Source organism: Pseudoalteromonas sp. S3431 (assembly GCF_000690035.1).
Taxonomy (GTDB): Bacteria; Pseudomonadota; Gammaproteobacteria; order Enterobacterales; family Alteromonadaceae; genus Pseudoalteromonas; species Pseudoalteromonas fuliginea.
The window spans coordinates 50,424-71,881 of the sequence record NZ_JJNY01000045.1 but is presented as its reverse complement, the minus strand read 5'-3'; the positions used below and the strand labels follow the sequence as shown (position 1 = coordinate 71,881).

Here is a 21,458-nt window from a genome sequence, read left to right as displayed (position 1 = left end):
TAAACTACCTAATTAGTTAAATTCTAGTTCTACATCTTGCGCAGCCATTAGTGATAACTTATGGATTAAGTCGTCACTTGGCGTAACACACCATTCGATCCCAAGAGTTAATTGCGCCAACGCATCTGGACGTTGGTAATAAACCTTGATCGGACACGTTCCCATTTTATAGGGTTCGAGTACTTTTTGTAATTTATCGAAGAAACCTGCCTCGATTTGCACCATGTTCAGCGTCATTTTAATCGCTTTAATACGCTTTTCACGCGCTTGAGCAATGGTGTTTATTTCTCTGGCGGTCATTGTAATACCACCGGAGAAGTTATCAAAGCTGACCTGTCCAGATATTACCAAGATATTGTTAACTTGGAGCATATCTTGGTACTTTTCAAACTCGTCTGAATACAAGCGTACATCAATCCGTGCACTCTTGTCATCTAAAGTTACTAAGGCCCAACGATTTCCTTTTTTATTAATTAATACCCTAGAAGCAATAACTAAACCAGCGGCCGTTGCAAACACATCACGATTAGTTGGCTGTAAATCAACTATTTTTCCGCTAGTGTAATGCCTAAGCTCACGGCGGTACTGATTTATTGGATGCCCAGTTAAATAAAGGCCTAGCGTCTCTTTTTCGCCATCTAACCACTCGTTATCAGTAAGCCCTGTGGCTTTAATAAAAGCTTGTTCAACTTCATCAGGCTCAGTGGCTAATAAACCAAATAAGTCACTTTGTCCTAATTGCTCAGCTTTGTTGTGTTGATCGGCCGCACGCATAGCATCTTTTAAACTGGCTAGTAATGTAGCACGCCCAGATTGGGTTTTCTCTGGTCCTAATTGATCCAAAGCACCTGCGTAAATTAATTTTTCAGTAACACGTTTATTTAAGCGTTTTAAATCAACACGAGCACAAAAATCAAATAAATCTTTAAATGGGCCGCCTTTTGCACGCGCTTCTAAAATTGCTTCAACCGGTGCCTCACCCACACCTTTTATCGCGCCAATGCCGTAAACAATTTCACCTTCAAGGTTTACTGTAAACTTAAACTCACCTGCATTTACGTCTGGTGGTAATAAGGTGAGCTTCATGTTTTCACATTCATCCACTAAAATAACTATTTTGTCGGTGTTATCCATATCGGCCGACATTACCGCAGCCATAAACTCTGCAGGGTGATGCGTTTTCATCCACAATGTTTGATACGATACGAGTGCGTAAGCTGCTGAGTGAGATTTGTTAAAACCGTAACCTGCGAACTTTTCTACCAAGTCGAAGATTTTTATCGCAAGCTCGCCGTCAATGCCGTTATTTCTTGCGCCATCTTCAAACGTTGAACGCTGCTTTGCCATTTCTTCGGGTTTTTTCTTACCCATTGCACGACGCAGCATGTCGGCGCCACCTAGCGTGTAACCTGCCAGTACTTGCGCAATTTGCATTACTTGTTCTTGATACAAAATAATGCCGTAGGTTGGATCAAGTATTGGTTTTAAGCTTTCGTGCTGATACTGCGCATCTGGGTATGAGATTTCTTCTCGGCCCAGTTTTCGGTCGATAAAGTTATCTACCATGCCTGATTGCAGCGGACCTGGGCGGAACAAGGCCACAAGTGCAATCATATCTTCAAAGCAGTCGGGCTTAAGGCGGCGTACTAAGTCTTTCATACCACGCGACTCTAGCTGGAATACAGCTGTCGTTTCGGCTCGAAGTAGCAACTCAATACTTTTTTTATCATCCAGTGGAATGGTGTTTATATCAACGGGGTCTTTACCTTGGCGCTTCATGCGCACATTGGTCATATCGACCGCCCACTGCAATATAGTCAGTGTACGTAAACCCAAGAAATCGAACTTAACTAAGCCGGCTGTTTCTACATCGTTTTTATCAAACTGTGTTACTGGAAACTTACCTTCGTCATCGCAATAAAGCGCAGCGAAGTCGGTAATAGTGGTTGGCGATATTACTACGCCACCCGCATGCTTACCGGCATTACGTGTACACCCTTCAAGGATGCGACACATGTCGATTAAATCTTTTACCTCATTGTCGCCATCGTAGGCTTCTTGCAAGCGTGGTTCTACATCAAACGCTTTGGCAAGTGTCATACCGGGGTCACCCGGAATCAATTTTGAAATTCGATCAACAAACCCGTAAGGATGGCCAAGCACTCGCCCTACATCGCGTATTACCGCTTTTGCAGCCATGGTACCAAAGGTAATAATTTGCGAAACCGCATCTCGACCATACAAAGCCGACACGTGATCAATTACTTCGTCTCGTCTATCCATACAAAAATCGACGTCGAAATCGGGCATTGATACACGTTCAGGGTTTAAGAATCGCTCAAAGAGTAAGTCAAACTCAAGTGGATCAAGGTCGGTAATTTTAAGTGCGTACGCAACTAACGAACCCGCACCTGAACCACGACCAGGTCCAACTGGAATATTATTATCTTTACTCCACTGAATAAACTCCATTACGATTAAGAAGTAACCTGGGAATCCCATTTGGTTGATTACACCGAGTTCAATTGCAAGACGCTCATCGTATTCAACACGTTTTACTTTTCTATCTTCTTCGTCGGGGAATAAAAACTGTAGTCGCTCTTCTAGGCCGTCTTGTGACACTTTAACTAAAAAGTCTTCAATTTTAAGCGAGCCGGTTGGGTAATCAGGTAAAAAGTAAGTACCTAATTGCACAGTTACATTACAACGCTTAGCGATTTCTACGGTATTTTGTAGGGCTTCTGGAATATCGCTAAAAAGCTCAGCCATTTGCTCTGGTGTTTTTAGATATTGTTCTTCAGAGAACCGTTTAGGGCGGCGCTTATCATCGAGCGTGTAACCATCAAAAATAGCAACACGAATTTCGTGCGCTTCAAAGTTTTCGGGCTTTAAAAACACCACTTCGTTGGTCGCTACAACCGGTAGCTGCTCTATAGCAGCAAGCTCTACCGCCATGTGTAAGTAATCTTCTTCAAGCGGTCGATTGGTGCGAACAAGCTCTAGGTAGTAGTTATCGCTAAAATGCTGCTTATAAAAACTAACAACCGATTCAATTACAGTCGGATTATTTTTTAATAACGCTTTACCTAAGTCACCGTCTTTAGCGCCTGAGAGAATAATTAAGCCTGCTTTTAGCTCAACTAACCACTCGCGGTCAATCACAGGGCGATGAAATACATGCCCACGCTGATACGCTTTAGATATCAGCAAGGTAATATTTTTATAGCCGTCGTTGTCTTTGGCTAATATGGTTAAGCGGCTTGGCTCGTCAGGAAATTCTGGGCTACGAACCCAAAAGTCAGCACCCACTATAGGTTTAATACCTGCATTATGCGTGGCGCCATAAAAACGCACTAAACCACAAAAGTTCATTTGATCAGTAATTGCAATGGCTGGCATTTGCAGCTCTTGCGCTTTTGCGACTATTGGCTTTGTTTTAGCAAGGCCATCAACCATCGAAAAGTCTGAATGAACTCTTAAATGAACAAAATCAGGAGCAGCCATGCTTAGCCCTCACCATTGACTTGCGCCAAAACCCGCTGCACAGGTTTAAAGCTTTTACGATGCTCGTCAATTGCACCGTATTGTTCAAGTGCTGCAAAGTGCGCTTTAGTGGGATACCCTTTGTGCCCTGCAAAACCATATTCTGGGTGGCGTTTATCAAGTTCAAGCATTTCGTCATCGCGTGCTACTTTAGCTAAAATAGACGCCGCTGAAATTTCGGCCACTAAGCTATCACCTTTAACAACAGCTTGTGCTGGCATAGTGAGTTTTGGCAATCGATTACCATCTATAAATACAAATTCAGGTTGTGTGCTTAATGCCTCTACTGCGCGAGTCATGGCAAGCATCGTTGCGTGTAGAATATTTAACTCGTCAATTTCTGTTGGACTGCAGCGTCCATACGCGTAGCACAATGCTTTTTCTTTTATTTCAACTACAAGTGCTTGGCGTTTTTTATCCGTTAACTTTTTAGAATCTGCTAAGCCTGCAATTGGTTTAGTGGGATCTAAAATAACGGCGGCAGTGACTACATCACCAACAAGTGGGCCGCGCCCTACTTCATCTACACCAGCAATTAAGGATACATTGGGTCTATCAATCTGCATTTATTAACTCCGCCACAGCATTGGCTGCTTGTTCACTGGCATTTAATCTGATTTTTTCGTGAATAGCTAAAAAGCGTGCTTTTAGCTCTTTGTTATCTGTGTTGAGCATAGGGGTAAGTGCGTTTGTTAGGTTAGTCACATTACACTCGGTTTGTAAAAACTCAGGCACTAGCTCTTCGTCGGCTAATAAATTAGGCAGCGAAAAGTACTTAATATTAAACGTAAATAAAGTTTTAAAAATCCAATAGCTCAAAGGCTTTATTTTATAGCCCACAACCATTGGTTTTTTATAAAGCATACCTTCAAGTGTTGCTGTGCCCGAGGCTAATAAAATAGCATCAGCAGCTTGCATCGCTAATTTTGATTGCCCATCAAGCAGGTTAACATTAAGGTTTGGTGCGGTAGCGTTTAATATATCACTAAACTGCGCTTTGCGTTTTTCGTTAACTAACGGCACCACAATTTTAAGATTGGGGTTTTTAGCTTGCAACTCTGCGGCTGTTTTAATGTAAGTCTCGCTTAGCAAACCAACTTCAGAGCCTCGACTACCAGGTAGCAGCGCCAGTACTTTGTCATCAAGGCTTAAGCCGAGTTCTTCTCGTGCTTTAGTATCGTCGTGCTCAAGTGCTATGTCGTCAGCCAAGGTATGCCCCACAAATGTACATGGGACTTGGTGCTTATCGTAGAACTCTTTTTCAAATGGTAATAATGCTAACACTAAGTTAGTGGCTGCACTTATTGTATGAATGCGCTTTTCGCGCCACGCCCAAACAGACGGACTTACATACTGTACGGTTTTAATACCCGCATCTTTAAGTGGCTTTTCTACACGTAAGTTAAAATCCGGTGCATCTATACCTATAAATACATCAGGTGGGTTATCTACAAAATGCTGCACGAGTTGTTTACGTATTTTAAGCAAACGTGGTAAACGCCCTAGCACCTCAACAAGCCCCATTACCGAAAGCTCATCCATGTCGTAAAGTGTTTTACAGCCCTGCGCTTGCATTTTAGGTCCTGCTATTCCTTCAAAAATAGCGTCCGGAAAGTGTTTCTTAAGGGCTTTAATTAAGCCTTCACCTAAAATATCGCCCGACAGTTCACCTGCCACAATACCAATACGTAGTTGTTTTTTATCTTTATTCATTTGATTTTATTTCACAAGTAAACCAGGCGTTCATGCTTGTTAGTTTACCGTGTTTTACTGTTTGGTTAAACGCTTTAAATAACTGGTTTTTTATTACCTAAGTTAAGGCTTTATGTTGTTTGTTTTTAATACTGATGTAGCATAGGAAATATATATTACGCTTTACTAATATGTATGTTGACAAAGATTGCACAAACGTAAATACTATTACAAACTTTCAGTAATTACTGAAAGTTCATTAAATTTTAACTTTGCCAATAAAATGTTGCCCTGTTAATCCGTCACTCTCAAGGAGCCAATAATGATAGATGAAACCTTTGTGGATCTATCGCGATTACAGTTTGCTGTTACCGCTCTCTTTCATTTCTTATTCGTACCGTTAACGATAGGTATGACCTGGATTTTAGTTATTATGGAATCGGTTTATGTTATGACCGGTCGCGAAATTTATCGTGATATGACTAAGTTTTGGGGAAAATTGTTTGGTATTAACTTTGCTATTGGTGTGGCAACAGGCCTTACCATGGAATTTGAGTTTGGTACTAACTGGTCTTATTACTCCCATTATGTAGGTGATGTTTTTGGGGCTCCCCTGGCTATTGAAGGTTTAATGGCATTCTTTTTAGAATCGACCTTTGTGGGTATGTTCTTTTTAGGCTGGGACAGGCTTTCTAAACGCCAACATTTAGGCGCGACCTTTTTAATGGCCATTGGTACTAACATGTCGGCGCTGTGGATTTTAATTGCCAACGGTTGGATGCAAAACCCAGTAGGCGCTGAATTTAACTATCAAACCATGCGCATGGAAATGACCAGTTTTGCAGAGCTTGTGTTTAACCCTGTAGCCCAAGTTAAGTTTATTCATACTGTATCGGCAGGTTATGTAGCAGCGTCTATGTTTGTGCTTGGTATTAGTAGCTGGTACATATTGAAGGGTCGTGATTTAGCATTTGCTAAACGCTCTTTTTCAGTCGCTTCGGGCTTTGGTTTAGCGTCAATTTTATGTGTAATTTTACTCGGTGACGAATCAGGCTACGAAGTAGGCGAAGTCCAAAAAGTGAAACTTGCCACAATTGAAGCCGAATGGCACACAGAAGAAGCTCCGGCTGCGTTTACCGCATTTGGTTTTCCTGATTCAGAAGAGCAAGTAACACATGCGGCGGTTAAAATACCTTACGCACTTGGGTTAATTGCTACGCGCTCACTAGATGAGCAAGTAACGGGTATTAACGACCTAGAAAAACAACATGAAGTACGTATTCGCAACGGTATGATTGCTTATGAATACCTTACAAAACTCAGAAACGGTGAAGATACGCCAGATAATATTGCCAAATTTAATACTCTAAAAGATGATTTAGGTTATGGCTTGCTACTTAAGCGCTACACACCAGATGTTGTAGATGCTACTGAAGAACAAATTCAAAAAGCTGTTAAAGACTCTTTTCCTAAAGTAGGCCCTATGTTTTGGTCATTTAGGATTATGGTTGCCTGTGGTGTGGCCATGCTAGGTGTATTTATATTGGCATTTTACTACAACGCACACCGCGTTATTGAGCAAAAACGCTGGTTGTTATGGGCTGCCGTATTGAGTATTCCACTACCTTGGATAGCGATTGAGTTTGGCTGGATTGTTGCCGAGTATGGTCGTCAACCTTGGGCTATATCTGAAATACTGCCGACCTTTTTAGCCACGTCGTCACTAACAGTAAACGATATTTTAATTAGCTTAACTGGGTTTATTGTTTTCTATACTGGTTTAGCCATTGTGGAAGGCTGGCTGATGATCCGCTTTGTTAAGCAAGGGCCAAGCTCGCTACATACTGGTAAGTATCATTTTGAATTACCAAACAAAGCTGATAAAACTGAAGGAGAGCAATCATGATTTTTGATTATGAAACATTAAAAATGCTTTGGTGGTTGATCATTGGTGTACTGCTTATTGGTTTTGCTATTACCGATGGTATGGATATGGGCGTTGCTATGTTGCTTCGCCTCGTTGGTAAAACAGATTCAGAGCGCCGCACAGTAATAAACACAATTGGCCCGCATTGGGATGGTAACCAAGTATGGTTTATAACTGCAGGCGGCGCGTTATTTGCGGCGTGGCCTATGGTTTATGCTGCTGCATTTTCGGGCTTTTACTTTGCCATGATGCTAGTACTCTTTGCTTTGTTTTTTAGACCACTTGGATTTGATTACCGCAGTAAAGTTGACTCAAAACGCTGGCGCAATAACTGGGATTGGGGCTTGCTTGCAGGCAGCGCAATTCCAGCATTAGTATTTGGTGTTGCGTTTGGTAATTTATTTTTAGGCGTACCGTTTAATATTGATAACCTTATGCGTGTTAGCTACCAAGGATCATTTTTTGGCTTGCTTAACCCATTTGGATTACTTGCAGGTTTAGTGAGTATTACCATGTTAGTTGCGCATGCGGGTATGTGGTTACAACTTCGTACAGCAAGTGTGGTCGCAGAGCGTTCGGGTCAATATGGTCGCTATTCTCTTATTGTGTTTATCGTGTTATTTGCTGCAGCTGGTTTTTGGGTGGCTAACTTAACGGGTTACCAAGTTGTATCTATGGCTGATACACAAAGCCATGCAGATCCATTAGCTAAAGTAGTAACAACAGCCCAAGGCGCGTGGCTTAGCAATTACAGCACCCGTCCGTGGACTATGACCTTTCCTATTTTAGCGTTTGTAATGGCACTAAGTGCGCTATTGTTTTCTAAATTGGATAAACCAGCACTTGGACTTATTTCAACAAGCTTAATGTTAATTGGCGTGATTATGACGGCCGGTGTTTCTCTGTTCCCATTTATTATGCCATCAAGTAATAACCCTAATATTAGCTTAACAATTTGGGATGCGGTATCGAGCCATAAAACGCTCAATATAATGTTTGTTGCAGTGTGTATTTTTGTACCACTAATTTTGTCCTACACCACTTGGTGTTACGTAAAAATGTGGCGCAGAGTAACGGTAGAAGAAATTGAAAACAACACTCATGGTAGCTACTAAGGAGACTAAACAATGTGGTATTTCGCTTGGATTTTAGGTGTACTTTTGGCCTGTACCTTAGGTGTAATAAATGTAATGTGGTACGAATTTCATCAAAATAAAAACAGCATTGCTGATGATGAACAAGCCATGCACGATTTATTAAATGATGCTAACAACACAAAAGATGACGACTAACCCCCGACCAGATCGCGCGCAGCAGCAATCACTGCGCGCTTTTTTAAAGCGTCAAAGTAAACCCGCTGCAGTGTGGTTAAAGTTAAGCATTGCACTGGGTACTTTTAACGCATTACTGATGATTGCAGGTGCTTATTTACTGGCTCAAGCTATTCATAATGTAATGTTTGAAGGTGATAACTTAGCCCAGGTCACTCATTTATTATGGCCCTTAGCAGGTATTATTTTATTGCGCGCGGTGTTTTTAGCGTTAAGTGAGCGCTTAAGTGCATTTGCTGCGCTTAAAATAAAATCGGCTATGCGCCAAACACTTCTCCATAAGCTCAGCTTACTTGGGCCTAGTTATATAGAACAACACGGCCAAGGCGCTACATTAAACACCCTGCATAATGGCGTTGAAGCACTTCACGACTATTATGCTAAATACTTGCCAGGTGTTGCTTACAGCGCACTTATTCCGCTGGCAATATTGGTTGTTATTTTTCCGACAGATTATAAAGCTGGGCTGATATTTTTATTAACCGCCCCGCTCATTCCTTTTTTCATGATTTTAGTAGGCTCTAAAGCCGAGGCTTTAAACCAAAAACGCTGGAAGCAACTTGCTGTACTGGGCAATTACTTTTTTGACCGCGTACAAGGTTTAACTCAACTCAAGCTATTTAATGCAACACGTACCGAACTTAAGCAAATAGCTAAAATTTCAGACGACTTTAGACACGCGACACTCGATGTTTTAAAAATCGCGTTTTTATCATCATTTGCACTTGAGTTTTTAGCCACCATTAGCGTGGCACTCGTTGCCGTAATTATTGGTTTTAGACTATTTTTTGGCACTCTTGATTTTGCCACTGGCTTTGTGGTGCTACTTTTAGCGCCTGAATTTTATTTACCACTGCGCCAGCTTGGTAGCCATTACCATGCACGTTTACAAGGTATTAGTGCGGCGGCCGATATGGTTGCAATTTTAAATGCACCACTGCCAAGTGACGTAAATGCGCCAGTAACTACAAGCACGCCTGAAAACAATTTAACTTTAAATACAATTAACTCAATAAGTATTACCGATCTTAATTTTATATACCCAGATAGTAACGAAGGCATTAAAAATATAAATTTAACACTGCCAAATAAAGGCTTAATTGCCGTTGTGGGCAGTAGTGGCTCAGGTAAAAGTACGTTGTTTGATTGTCTATTAGGGTTTCACCCTGAAGTGATTAACAACCTATCTATTAATGATCAGAGTTTAAGTACAACCGATATTACTTACTTGCAAAATAATATTGCATGGATACCACAAAAAGCGACGCTATTTTACGACACCATTGCTGCCAACATTAAATTGGCCAAACCCACTGCCACACAGCAAGAGCTTGAACACGCGGCAAAGCAAGCTGGTGTGCTTGAATTTATTAATACCCTACCCGGTGGTTTTAACACGCTGATAGGTGAGCAAGGCGAAGGGCTTTCTGGCGGTCAAAAGCAACGTATTGCACTGGCTCGTGCATTCATAAAACAAGCACCAGTCTTAGTGCTTGATGAGCCCACAGCGCACCTTGATAGCCAAACAGAGCTGCTTATTCAAGATGCTATTAATGAATATGCTAAAAACAACTTAGTGTTAGTTATTGCCCATAGATTAAATACGGTTAAACATGCCAGCAATATCATTGTGATGCACGATGGAAAAATAGCTGAGCAAGGTCACTTTGAAACACTTGCAGCGCAAAATGGTGCATTTGCTGACTTACTAAAAACGGCTGAACAAGGGGTGGCGCATGCGTAATTTTATTCGCTTATTAAAGCTTTGTGCTCCTCATTACAAAGCTATGCTATTGGGTACATTTTTAGCAACGATTACGGTATTAGCTAATGTGGGCCTGTTGGCTATATCTGGCTGGTTTTTAGCATCAATGGCCGCTGCTGGTATTGCGGGCGTACAAATGAATTATTTTACTCCTGCCGGCACGATTCGTTTTTTAGCAATTGTGCGAACAGCATCGCGCTATGGCGAACGACTAGTTACTCATAACGCCACGTTTTTATTACTAAGTGAAATACGTACTAATGTATTTGCAACGTTAAGCAAGCTTAACAATGTTGATCTAGCAATGAGCCGCAGCGCTGATTTAGTTAACCGATTACAAAACGACGTAGACGCACTCGACAAATTTTATTTAAACGTTTTACTTCCTATGCTGGTCGCTCTTTTAAGTGTGCCAATCATCATGCTGTTTATGTCGGCCTATAATGGCAACGTCGCCCTTATTTGCTTTACTGGCATTATACTTATTGGTGTGGTTATACCTGCCCTACTCAGCGCAAAGCTCACTAAAAACAGCCACAAAGAAACACAACTGAGTGCACAACTTCGCTCTGAGCTTTCAGATACACTTACAGGCCTTAGAGAGCTTAGTATTTATCAAGCCCGTTCGCAGCAACTTAATAAGTGCGACGAATTAAGCGAGCAGTACAATCAGCAATTATTTATTCGCCACAAAGCACTGGCAAACTCAGATGGATTAAGCTTGTTGGTTGTTCAATTAGCCATGCTTGCTAGCATAGTAACCATTGTGCCGCTGGTTTACGCAAGCAGTATGGTAAATGTAGAACTTGCTATGTTAAGTTTATTTGTACTGGCAAGCTTTGAAAGCGTATTACTACTACCCAACGCGTTTATAGAGCTTCCAAGTGTTTTAAAAGCAGCAGAGCGATTGTTTACACTTGAAGATAAAGCAGCTAGTTCGCAAATTGAAAGTAAACATATAGACATTGATGAAAACTTTAGCGCGCAAAATCACACATTGCTACTTAACAATATTAGCTACCAATATGGTGAACAAACAGCGCTAACTAATATCAGTTTTGAACTAATGCCTCAGCAAAAAGTAGCGATTGTAGGTAGAAGCGGCAGCGGTAAAACGACGCTTGTAAATTTACTTACTGGTTTATGGCCTTTGCAACAAGGCAGCATAACGCTAAACAATCAAAATAGCGTTGTTGACTTACATTCGCTAAATAATGATATACGCGCAAATGTTATAAATATACTCGCCCAGCAGCACCATATTTTTGATGGCACATTAAGTGAAAACTTACGTTATGCCGCGCCAAATGCAACCAAAGAGCAAATGATTGAAGCGCTCGCATTAGCTCAATTGAGCCCATGGTTTAATGAGCTAAAAGAAGGTTTAAAAACACGATTAGGCACTGGCGGGCGTAACGTTTCGCAAGGTCAATCTAGGCGTATAGCCATTGCCCAAGCATTACTTAAAAACCCTGCTATTTTAGTTCTTGATGAACCAACAGAAGGTCTTGATAATCAATCTAAGCAAGGGGTAATGCAAGCAATAATGCATGTTATGAATAACGCCAGCGTGCTCACAATTACGCACGACCCCGCTCTACTTGCTCAAATGGATAATGTTGTATGGTTAGAAGGCGGCAAAGTAGTTGCGCAAGGCTCTCATAAAGAGCTCAGTGGCACTTATCCCAACTATGTGGCACTCACTACTCGGTTTTAGTTAAAGTCACCTGAACTTTGGAAAATAAATCCTTTAACCAGGGTTCAGGTTGAATAAATCCCTACATCTGCACTATTTTAACATCAGAAAATAAAAGGCAATTTCACTAAGTAACCTGAACTCTGGATAATAAATTTAAATATCACCATGACTCAATACGTTAGTAAACTTCTTAACCAGAGTTCAGATTAAGTAACAATTCCATTTTTAGTTTTTTCAGTTAAACAGTACTGCTTAAACCAACCTGCATAAATTTTTGAGCAATTTAACAAATTAAATTGCTCCTGGGCAAAACCGTACGGGCAGCGCATGTTTGGCATTTATTCTACGTTATCGCCTATTTATGGAGAATAACCACACTACATAGGCCCTGTCTTGTCTAAACACCAAGCTTACTGCTTCAAGTTCAGCCTCGAAAGATAAACAGGCCCAAAATGAAGTATTTCTTAATCGATTACAAAAAAAATACTGTGATTACAAATATACACACTTTCTTAAATGCATGATATTTATATGTTATTTTATTGTAAATCAATTATTGCAAAAAAGATCGCTCCATCTAATCCTTTTTACTTATTGTTATTATTATTATTTAAAGTGAATATGCCACCGGTGGCATTTGTAGTTCAAGAATAAAACTTGTTAATGATCACTGCAGTCTTAAATACAAAAGTTTTTACACTGAAAACCATTTTAATTGGAGTTAAAATGAAAAAAACTAATATTTTAAAATACTCTTTACACACAACTGCAATATTAGCCGCGATTTATGGCGGCAGTGCCCTAGCTGCAAATGCATCTGGATATGCTTCAACAAACGGTAATACAACAGGTGGTGCCGGTGGTGATGTAGTATATGCAACAACAGGAACCCAAATACACCAAGCTTTATGTAATCGTGCATCGAGTGATACACCAATTATCATTCAAGTTGAAGGCACAATTAATCATGGTAATACAAGCAAGGTATCTGGTGATAGCTGTAACACTGGTCCTGACTTAATTGAACTAAAAGAAATTAGTAACGTTTCTATTATTGGTGTTGGCAGTGGTGCTTTATTTGACCAACTCGGTATCCATATTCGTTCTTCGTCAAACATTATTATTCAAAATGTTCATGTACGAAATGTAAAAAAATCAGGCTCACCAATCTCAAACGGAGGTGATGCAATTGGTATGGAATCTAATGTTCGAAATGTATGGGTTGACCATGTAACACTTGAAGCAAGTGGTGGTGAAAGCAGTGGCTATGATGCACTTTTTGATATGAAAAATAATACAAAATACGTAACTTTATCTTATAGCATTTTGCGTAATTCAGGTCGAGGTGGTTTGGTTGGCTCGAGCGACAGCGATGATGCTAATGGCCCTGTAACATTCCATCATAACTACTATCAAAATATAAATTCACGAACACCCTTACTCAGACATGCAACAGCCCATGCTTATAATAACTACTATAGTGGCATACAGTCATCTGGGATGAATCCACGCATAGGTGGTAAAATACGTGCAGAAAATAACTACTTTCAAGACTCTAAAGACCCACTAGGTACTTTTTACACTAACGATATGGGATATTGGCAAGTAAGCGGTAATATCTGGGACAATATTGATTGGTCTGAAGATGAAAGTAAGCTTCACCCAGCAGGCCCAAATCCTTCATCAACTACTTCTATTAGCATACCTTATAACTATCAACTGGATAATACTCAGTGTGTTCCTGCAATTATTGCAGCAACCGCAGGTGCAAATAAGGGCTTAAAAGAGTCCAATGGTGAATGTGGTACAACTGAGCCCACAGATCCAACTGAGCCTACTGATCCAACAAATCCACCTGAGCCGACTCCTTCAGGGGAAAATCTTGCTTTGGCTGCAGGTGTAGATGGCAGCTCTAAAGCCAGCGGTACAAGTTATGGTAATGTTAAAGATGGAGATACATCCACTTACTGGTCGCCAAATTCATCTACTGGCACAATAAATATTAAAAACTTAAATACGACAATTAATGCTGTAAAGATTATTGAAGCGTCAGGTGCTCAAGGAAATATTACTTCATGGTCGCTGGTTAATTACGATACAGGCACAACGCTCGCTAATGGCGGGGCTGTACCTAATGTAATCACCTTTTCGAGTGTAAATTTGTCAAAAGTCAGTTTTGTTATTAACTCTTCAAACTCAACACCGAGAGTTGCTGAATTTGAGGTTTACAATGGCTATAACGACTCAGGTAGTTCAGTCACTAATACCCTAGTTAATGGCGTATACAGGGTTACACCTAAGCACAGTGCTAAATCACTTGATGTAGCTAATTGTGCAAATAGCAATGGTGCTAACATATCGCAATGGTCATGGTTAAATAACGATTGTCAAAAATTCAATATATCAACGGTCGATGGTATTTGGCATAGAATTTCACCAGTTAATGCTCCATCAAAGGGCCTTGATGTAGCCGCTAATTCAACGGTTAATGGTGCAAACATTGCTCTGTACACATATACCGGTAGTTATAATCAACAATTTAGATTCCAAGCCGCTGGTACAGGAAAATGGCGGATAATAAATCGTAATAGTGAACTTTGTTTTGATGTTGAGGGAAATAAAGCAAATGACGGGGCAAATCTATTGCAATGGACTTGCAGCGCTGGATCTGAAAATCAAATGTTTGAACTAACGCGACAGTAAACTTTAAATAATAAAAAACCACCTTCGATTTCTCTAAGGTGGTTTTTTTAATTAAGAAGCCGTTATCTTACAATACCGCGCTCAGAACCTTTAACAAAGTCGATCATCAACTGCACTGCAGGATACTTTGCAGCATCTTCACTAAGCGACTCAATAGCTTCTTCAACACCTAGGCTCTTACGATAAAATGCTTTATATGCACGGCGTACAGCCATAATTTCGTCACTTTCAAAACCACGGCGTTTCATGCCTTCTTTATTGATAGCTGCAGGGCCTGCTGGCATACCAATGGTAGTAACAAATGGTGGTACATCTTTGTTAACACCAGAATACATGCCAATAAATGCATGTGCGCCGATTTTACAAAACTGATGAACTCCCGAATTACCACCTAAGATAACCCAATCGCCTACATGTACATGACCAGCCACACTTGCATTGTTAGCAAAAATTACGTTATCGCCAATTACCGCGTCATGTGCAACGTGTGTATAAGCCATAAACAAATTATTACTACCAATTTTAGTAACGCCTTGGTCTTGAATCGTACCACGGTGAATAGTGGCACATTCACGGATAACGTTGTTATCACCCATGATTAATGTGGTTGGCTCGTTGTTGTATTTTTTGTCTTGGCAGGCTTCGCCTACAGACGCAAATTGAAAAATATGATTGCCAGCGCCAATAGTTGATGGCCCTTTAACAACAACGTGAGACTCAATAATACAGTTATCACCGATAACAACATCATTGCCAATATAACTATACGGACCAACTGAGACATTGTTGCCTAGTTTAGCGCCAGGTTCGATTATTGCTGTAGAATGGATCACTATTAAAACTCTCTTCTAGCACACATAATTTCGGCACTACATACTATTTTGCCGTCGACTCTTGCTTCTGCCGAAAATTTCCAAATGTTGCGACGTTCCTTTAAGAACTCAACATGAAGATGCATTGTATCACCAGGAATTACCGGTTGCTTAAAACGCGCATTATCGACTGCTGCAAACAAGTAAAGCTCGTTTTCGCTACGATTTTCAACCGTTTTAAAACCAAGTAAGCCCGTTGCCTGAGCCATTGCTTCTAAAATTAACACACCTGGAAAAATAGGCTGATTTGGAAAGTGCCCAGTAAAAATAGGTTCGTTTATAGAAACATTTTTAATAGCATGTAAAGATTTACCAGGAGTAAAGTCAATAACACGATCTATTAATAGCATCGGATAACGGTGCGGTAATAAAGCTAAAATTTCTTGAATATCAAGGCTATTTAATTCGTTTGCCAAAATAGCATCCTTATTAGTGTTCAACGTTTATGACTTAGCCAATGCTTCAAGCGCTTTAAGACGAGATTTCATATCTGAAAGGTTACGCAAGTGAGCTATTGATTTACGCCATTCTTTGTTTGTTGTATGGGGCATACCAGATGAGTAAATACCTGGTTCGGTGATTGATTTTGTCACCATACTCATGCCGGTAATTATAACACCATCACATACAGACATGTGACCATTAATTGCAACCATGCCACCAATTTGACAGTTTTTGCCAATGGTAACGCTTCCAGCAAGTACAGTGCAGCCCGCAATTGCGGTGCCTGAATTAACTTCAACGTTGTGCGCTATTTGACATTGATTATCGATAATAACATTGCTATGGATGATGGTGTTGTCCAGTGCGCCACGATCAATTGTTGTGCTAGCACCCACTTCAACTTTGTCACCTATGATCACAGAACCTAGCTGGGGTATTTTAACCCACTGCCCGCGTTCGTTCGCATAACCAAACCCATCGCTACCTATAACACTATTTGCTTGAAACAAACAATCTGTACCAATTTCGACATCGTGATAAATAGTCACACTAGGCCAAAGCTTAGTGCCAGAACCAATTTTAACACGTTCCCCGATAAAACTGTTCGGACCAATTTGCGCATTGTCACCTATCACTGCACCAGCTTCAATGACTGCGTTAGCACCAATAGCCGCGCTGTCACTAACGATCGCTGTTGAATGGACAGTGGCACTTGGATGAATACCCGTCGAGGCTGAGCGTGGAGTGGTATCCATAAATTGCGCTAATTTAGCGTAACTTACATACGGATTAGCAACAATAATTTTACTGCCATTAAAGTACTGTGCATCGGCTTGGCTTACTATTACAGCACTAGCTTGAGTCGTCTCAAGTTGCGATCGATATTTTGAGTTCGCTAAAAATGCAATATGCCCAGAATGGGCATTTGCAAGTGTCGCTATTTTTTTTATTTCTAAAGCGCCATCACCCTGAAGTTCGGCGCCTAGAAGTTCCGCAATTTGCGAAAGCGTATAATTTTGCATGGAGTGATTATTTCTTACTAACAGCGGCTACAACTTTAGATGAAAGATCGGTAACTTCTTTAGGGTTAAAGTAAATTGTCGTGTCTTTTACTTTAACTTCATCAAAGTCGCCATCTTTAGCAATTTCTTCAATTGTTTTAATAATAACACCCTGAACTTTAGCAAGTTCTTGGTTTTGGCGTGCTTTAATTTCTTGCTCTAAAGGACGACCTTGTTCCGCAAGGTTTTTTTGCATACCTTGAATTTTGTCACGTAGTGCATCTTTTTGAACTTGGCTCATCGTTGTGCTTTCACGCTTAAACTTTTCAGCCTCAAAGCGAATATCACCTTGTAACTTTTCAAGTTCTTGACGGCGCTCAGCAAACTCTGTTTGTAAAGACTGTTCGATTTTTGCCATTTGAGGAATTTGTTTATAAATTTCCTGCATATCTACGATACCGACTTTATGTGCAAGTGCACTCGCAGAAGTTCCCATAATAAGTGTTGCTAAAACAGCTACTGCTGTTGATTTAAATAATTTTTTCATAAAAAGCTCCTTTAAAAAGTGTTACTAATATTAAAACTGATGGTTTTCGTATCGTCATCTTCTTCTTTTTGCAATGGATACGCAAAACTTATCAGCATAGGACCCATTGGAGAGATCCACTGTAATGATAAACCGGTTGAAATCCTAAAACGCAGCGGATCTGAATAATCATCTAATTTGGCACGCTCATCAACACCTAAGTTTTGAAAGCGATCTACATTAAATTCAGTATCCCAAACGTTTGCCGCATCAACAAAGAAACTCGTACGGACAGAACTGGTATTTTCTTCATCTAAGAATGGCGTAGGAACAATTAGTTCCATTCCAGCTACCGCTTTAGCATTACCACCAATTCGACCTTGAGGGATTAATACATCAAACTCAGACGCACCGCCTATTGTGCCTGTTGTAGCACCGTCTGTGCCCGGTGTACCCGGAATAGACTGCGGTATACGCGATACAGCACGTGGTAATATTGTATTACGGTCAAAGCCACGAAGTTCCATTTCAGTTATACGAAAGTATTCTTGAAATGGTAATGTTTGATCATAACCATTTGTTGAACCGTAACCGTTACCATAACCAAGCGCTGCACGCGTTGAAAATACCCAACGGTGGTCATTTGATATAGGCCAATAAAAACGTGAATCGTAATTCAGTTTAAAGTACTGAAGATCAGAATTTGGCGTTGTCGCAGTTAGGTTAAGTGTTTGACGTGAGCCCGCTGTTGGAAATAAACCACGGTTAACAGTAACGCGCGACCAACCTACACTTAGCTCATATTTATTAAAATCGAAACCAGCATCTGGGTTTTCCGGATCTAAGAATGTTTCACGCAATACGCGTGTTTGCTCATACTCAGCAATATCCGATAGCTCTTCTTTGATCCAGCGCACACCAAAGTTAATACGATTAATCGCATCAATTGGGAAACCTATATTTGTACCGATACCGTAACTTTTCGATTTGTAGTCAATAAGACTAAAGGCACTCGCATCATAGTTACTGTAAAAAATACTACTACCTTGTGATACACCATCAGGCGTAAAGTAAGGGTCAGTGTACGATAAACTTACACGTTCAGAACCCTTAGAGGTATTAATATTGAATCCAATTTGGTTACCAGTACCTAAAAAGTTAGATTCTGTCACACCAATATTAAATTGTAAGCCTTGGTAAGAACCATATGCCAGACCGGCATTAAAGCTACCGGCTGATTGCTCTTTTACTGTAAAATCAACATCTACTTGGTCATCCACACCAGGGACTGGCACTACATTAAAATCAACTTTTTCCATGTAGGCCAAACGTTGAATTTGTAGTTTTGAACGCTCTAGGTTCTGATTAGATAACCAAGCACCTTCAAGTTGTGTCATTTCGCGGCGCAATACTTCATCAGCCGTATTTTGGTTACCACCAACAATAATACGACGCACATAAACACGTTTACCCGGATTAACCGACAACGTTAATTGCACTTCTTGCTTTTCGTCGTCAATCTCTGGAATAGTACGTACTTCAGCATTTGCGTAGCCAAAACGTGCTAAGTAACTTTTAATAAACTCTTCAGAAGACGTTACTACTGAACCGTTATATAACTCGCCTGCACGAAGTGGAATAACACTTTTTATTAAGTCTTCGCGGCCAAGTAAGTCACCAATAAAATCAAAACCCTTAACTTTGTATTTTACGCCTTCAGTTAAGTTGGCTGTAACATATACTGACTCACGTTCAGGACTTACTGACACTTGTGTTGAATCGATATTAAATCGTAGGTAACCACGGTCTAAATAAAAGCTGCGAATTTTTTCTAAATCGCCTTCAACCGTTTGCTTTTGGTAACGGTCGCTGCCCATAAATTGCCACCACGGTAAATCTTGTTGTGACTCGGCAAGCTTTAATAAGTCTTCATTAGAAAAAAGTTCGTTACCAACCAAGTTTATTTGGCGGATGGAGGCGGCATCACCTTCATCAAACTCTAATTTAAGCTTAACGCGGTTACGTGGTAATTTAGTTACACTAATATCAACTTTAGCGTTGTATTTACCAATACTGTGGAAGAACTCAACTAACCCTTTTTCGATATTATCGATAACAGTTTTATCAAGCGGTTCACCTTGGCGAATATCTTGTTGTTCAAGCGACTCATTAAGTTGCTCGTCTTTTATATCTTTATTGCCTTCAAACTCAATAAAGCTAATCGTAGGACGTTCTGTTACTTTAAAAATAACATTATTGCCATCACGAAGTGCTTTTATGTTGTCAAAGTGACCAGAGCGGTAAAGTGACTTTATTGTTTTTGAAATCGTATAGTCGTCAACATTATCGCCCACATTGATAGGAATATGCGTTAATGCAGCACCCAGTGCTACGCGCTGTAAGCCTTCAACTTTAAGATCTTCAACAATAAAGGAAGTTTGGCCCAGTGCTGCAAAGCTTGCACCCAATAAACTTGAAACTGCCAAATGTTTTTTTATAGCCATTTTATTATCTTTATCCTATACAACTGTATTACCGCTTAGCACCTAAAATTAATGATGCTTTACAATCGTGTTCTAATTAGTAATTGTCACGCTGTAGCTACAAACGTGATACATCATTGAACAAAGCGAAACATGTTAGAAAAATGAGTAGCAAGGCTCCCACTTTAAAACCAAACTCTTGTGTCTTTTCAGAGACTGGCTTTTTACGAAAAAGTTCAATTATGTAATACATTAAGTGTCCACCATCAAGCACTGGCAAGGGTAATAAATTAAATACACCCAAGTTAACGCTAATCAAGGCTAAGAAGCTTAAAAATGCAACTAAGCCATAGCTTACGCTAGTTCCAGCACCGACTGCAATGCCCACGGGACCACTTAAATTTTTAACAGAAACTTGGCCTGTAATTAAATTACCTATCATGTCAAAGCTAAGAGTAATCAAGCGCCATGTTTCTTTTGTTCCTCGGACAATGCTGTCAAGAGGGCCGTATTGTCTAGTCTCTACATACCCTTCTGGCCATTGTTGAACAACCGGTGCTACGCCCAAAAAGCCCTGTTCAATACCGCTATTATCAAGGCGGCTTTGCGGGGTTACTGTAATGCTTTTTATACTATCTTGTCTTTTTACACTAAATTGTAAAGATTTGTTAGCCGATTGCGTAATAAGATTAACTAATTGCTGCCAACTGCTTATTGTTTCGCCATTTACAGCCAAAATAGTGTCATTAACCTTCAAATCTGCTTGTTTTGCTGCTGAATTTTCAGTCACAGCGGCAATAGTCAGTGTTGCCTGAGGTCTAAATGGAACAATACCTAACGAACTCAGTGGCGGAACATCTTGCTGATCAAGTTTCCAACCATCTAAATTAAGCGTTTTAATACGTGGTTGTAGATTTTTATCACGAACCGTAACCTCAACGCTTTCCTCACCTAAGCTCGACATTAGTGCAAATGTAGCATCTTGCCACGTTGTTATATCGTCATCGCCAATTTTAATAATATGCTGGCTTGGCATTATGCCCGCCTGCTCCGCTCGACTCCCTTCAGTAACGCTGCCAACAACTGGCTTAACCGATTGCACACCCACCATATACATGGCAGCAAGTGCAAAAATAGCAAACAAAAAGTTTGCCATAGGACCCGCTGCAACAATAGCAATACGCGCTTGAACCGATTTAGCATTAAACGATAAGTGACGTTGGTTTTGTGGTACTTCATCAACGCGCTCATCAAGCATTTTTACATAACCGCCTAGTGGTATTGCTGCAATTACGTATTCAGTATTATATTTATCGTGCCATTTTATAAGTGGTTTACCAAAACCAATTGAAAAACGCAGCACTTTAACGCCCATTTTGCGCGCAACCCAAAAATGGCCGTACTCATGTATGGCCACTAAAATACCAAGCGCTAAAATAAATGAGCCTAGGTTCCAAAAAAAATCAAACATA

At 40.4% G+C, this 21,458-nt stretch carries 15 protein-coding genes; 6 read left to right on the top strand and 9 right to left on the bottom strand.

The window, feature by feature from the left end; translation table 11 throughout:
* Positions 1-12: 12 nt before the first annotated feature.
* The 3 genes from dnaE to lpxB are packed head-to-tail and all read right to left on the bottom strand — an operon-like array spanning position 13 to position 5,256.
* A complete protein-coding gene (gene dnaE / locus DO88_RS07665; protein WP_033039712.1) occupies positions 13-3,504 on the bottom strand; it encodes a DNA polymerase III subunit alpha in 3,492 nt (1,163 codons plus the stop codon).
* A gap of 2 nt (positions 3,505-3,506) precedes the next feature.
* Positions 3,507-4,109, bottom strand: coding sequence for a ribonuclease HII (gene rnhB, locus DO88_RS07670; protein ID WP_033039709.1), 603 nt, complete (start codon positions 4,107-4,109; stop codon positions 3,507-3,509).
* Complete coding sequence (gene lpxB / locus DO88_RS07675) at positions 4,099-5,256, bottom strand: lipid-A-disaccharide synthase (RefSeq protein ID WP_033039707.1); 1,158 nt, start codon at positions 5,254-5,256, stop codon at positions 4,099-4,101. The genes rnhB and lpxB overlap by 11 nt, the downstream gene beginning before the upstream one ends.
* 301 nt (positions 5,257-5,557) lie before the next feature.
* Here lpxB and DO88_RS07680 point away from each other — a divergent pair, with 301 nt between their 5' ends.
* The 6 genes from DO88_RS07680 to DO88_RS07705 all read left to right on the top strand — a co-directional run bounded on the left by DO88_RS07680 (position 5,558) and on the right by DO88_RS07705 (position 14,660).
* A complete protein-coding gene (locus DO88_RS07680) occupies positions 5,558-7,141 on the top strand; it encodes a cytochrome ubiquinol oxidase subunit I (protein ID WP_002958301.1) in 1,584 nt (527 codons plus the stop codon).
* Complete coding sequence (gene cydB, locus DO88_RS07685) at positions 7,138-8,277, top strand: cytochrome d ubiquinol oxidase subunit II (protein WP_033039704.1); 1,140 nt, start codon at positions 7,138-7,140, stop codon at positions 8,275-8,277. The genes DO88_RS07680 and cydB overlap by 4 nt, the downstream gene beginning before the upstream one ends.
* 12 nt (positions 8,278-8,289) lie before the next feature.
* Positions 8,290-8,454 carry a cytochrome bd-I oxidase subunit CydX gene (gene cydX, locus DO88_RS07690; protein ID WP_002958303.1) on the top strand — a complete coding sequence of 55 codons (165 nt, stop codon included), beginning with the start codon at positions 8,290-8,292 and terminating at the stop codon, positions 8,452-8,454.
* Positions 8,444-10,237, top strand: a complete 1,794-nt coding sequence (gene cydD, locus DO88_RS07695) for a thiol reductant ABC exporter subunit CydD (protein WP_033039702.1) — start codon at positions 8,444-8,446, stop codon at positions 10,235-10,237. The genes cydX and cydD overlap by 11 nt, the downstream gene beginning before the upstream one ends.
* Positions 10,230-11,975: a thiol reductant ABC exporter subunit CydC gene (cydC, locus tag DO88_RS07700; protein WP_033039700.1), complete on the top strand. Its 1,746-nt coding sequence runs from the start codon at positions 10,230-10,232 to the stop codon at positions 11,973-11,975. Before cydD ends, cydC begins: the two co-directional genes overlap by 8 nt.
* 708 nt (positions 11,976-12,683) lie before the next feature.
* Positions 12,684-14,660 (top strand): pectate lyase family protein, encoded by a 1,977-nt coding sequence (locus DO88_RS07705; protein ID WP_033028554.1) that lies wholly within the window; start codon positions 12,684-12,686, stop codon positions 14,658-14,660.
* A 62-nt stretch (positions 14,661-14,722) separates the two neighbouring features.
* Here DO88_RS07705 and lpxA read toward each other — a convergent pair whose 3' ends face one another.
* From lpxA to rseP, 6 genes are all read right to left on the bottom strand, one after another.
* Positions 14,723-15,493, bottom strand: a complete 771-nt coding sequence (gene lpxA, locus DO88_RS07710; RefSeq protein ID WP_033028555.1) for an acyl-ACP--UDP-N-acetylglucosamine O-acyltransferase — start codon at positions 15,491-15,493, stop codon at positions 14,723-14,725.
* Positions 15,494-15,495: 2 nt separating this feature from the next.
* Positions 15,496-15,948 carry a 3-hydroxyacyl-ACP dehydratase FabZ gene (gene fabZ / locus DO88_RS07715; RefSeq protein ID WP_007376807.1) on the bottom strand — a complete coding sequence of 151 codons (453 nt, stop codon included), beginning with the start codon at positions 15,946-15,948 and terminating at the stop codon, positions 15,496-15,498.
* Positions 15,949-15,975: 27 nt separating this feature from the next.
* Positions 15,976-16,998 (bottom strand): UDP-3-O-(3-hydroxymyristoyl)glucosamine N-acyltransferase, encoded by a 1,023-nt coding sequence (gene lpxD / locus DO88_RS07720; protein WP_008133880.1) that lies wholly within the window; start codon positions 16,996-16,998, stop codon positions 15,976-15,978.
* A 7-nt stretch (positions 16,999-17,005) separates the two neighbouring features.
* Positions 17,006-17,524 carry an OmpH family outer membrane protein gene (locus DO88_RS07725; RefSeq protein ID WP_007376809.1) on the bottom strand — a complete coding sequence of 173 codons (519 nt, stop codon included), beginning with the start codon at positions 17,522-17,524 and terminating at the stop codon, positions 17,006-17,008.
* 11 nt (positions 17,525-17,535) lie between these two features.
* Complete coding sequence (bamA, locus tag DO88_RS07730; RefSeq protein ID WP_033028556.1) at positions 17,536-20,007, bottom strand: outer membrane protein assembly factor BamA; 2,472 nt, start codon at positions 20,005-20,007, stop codon at positions 17,536-17,538.
* Between the two features lie 97 nt (positions 20,008-20,104).
* On the bottom strand, positions 20,105-21,457 hold the full coding sequence (gene rseP, locus DO88_RS07735; RefSeq protein WP_033039699.1) for a sigma E protease regulator RseP: 1,353 nt from the start codon (positions 21,455-21,457) through the stop codon (positions 20,105-20,107).
* Position 21,458 lies beyond the last annotated feature (1 nt).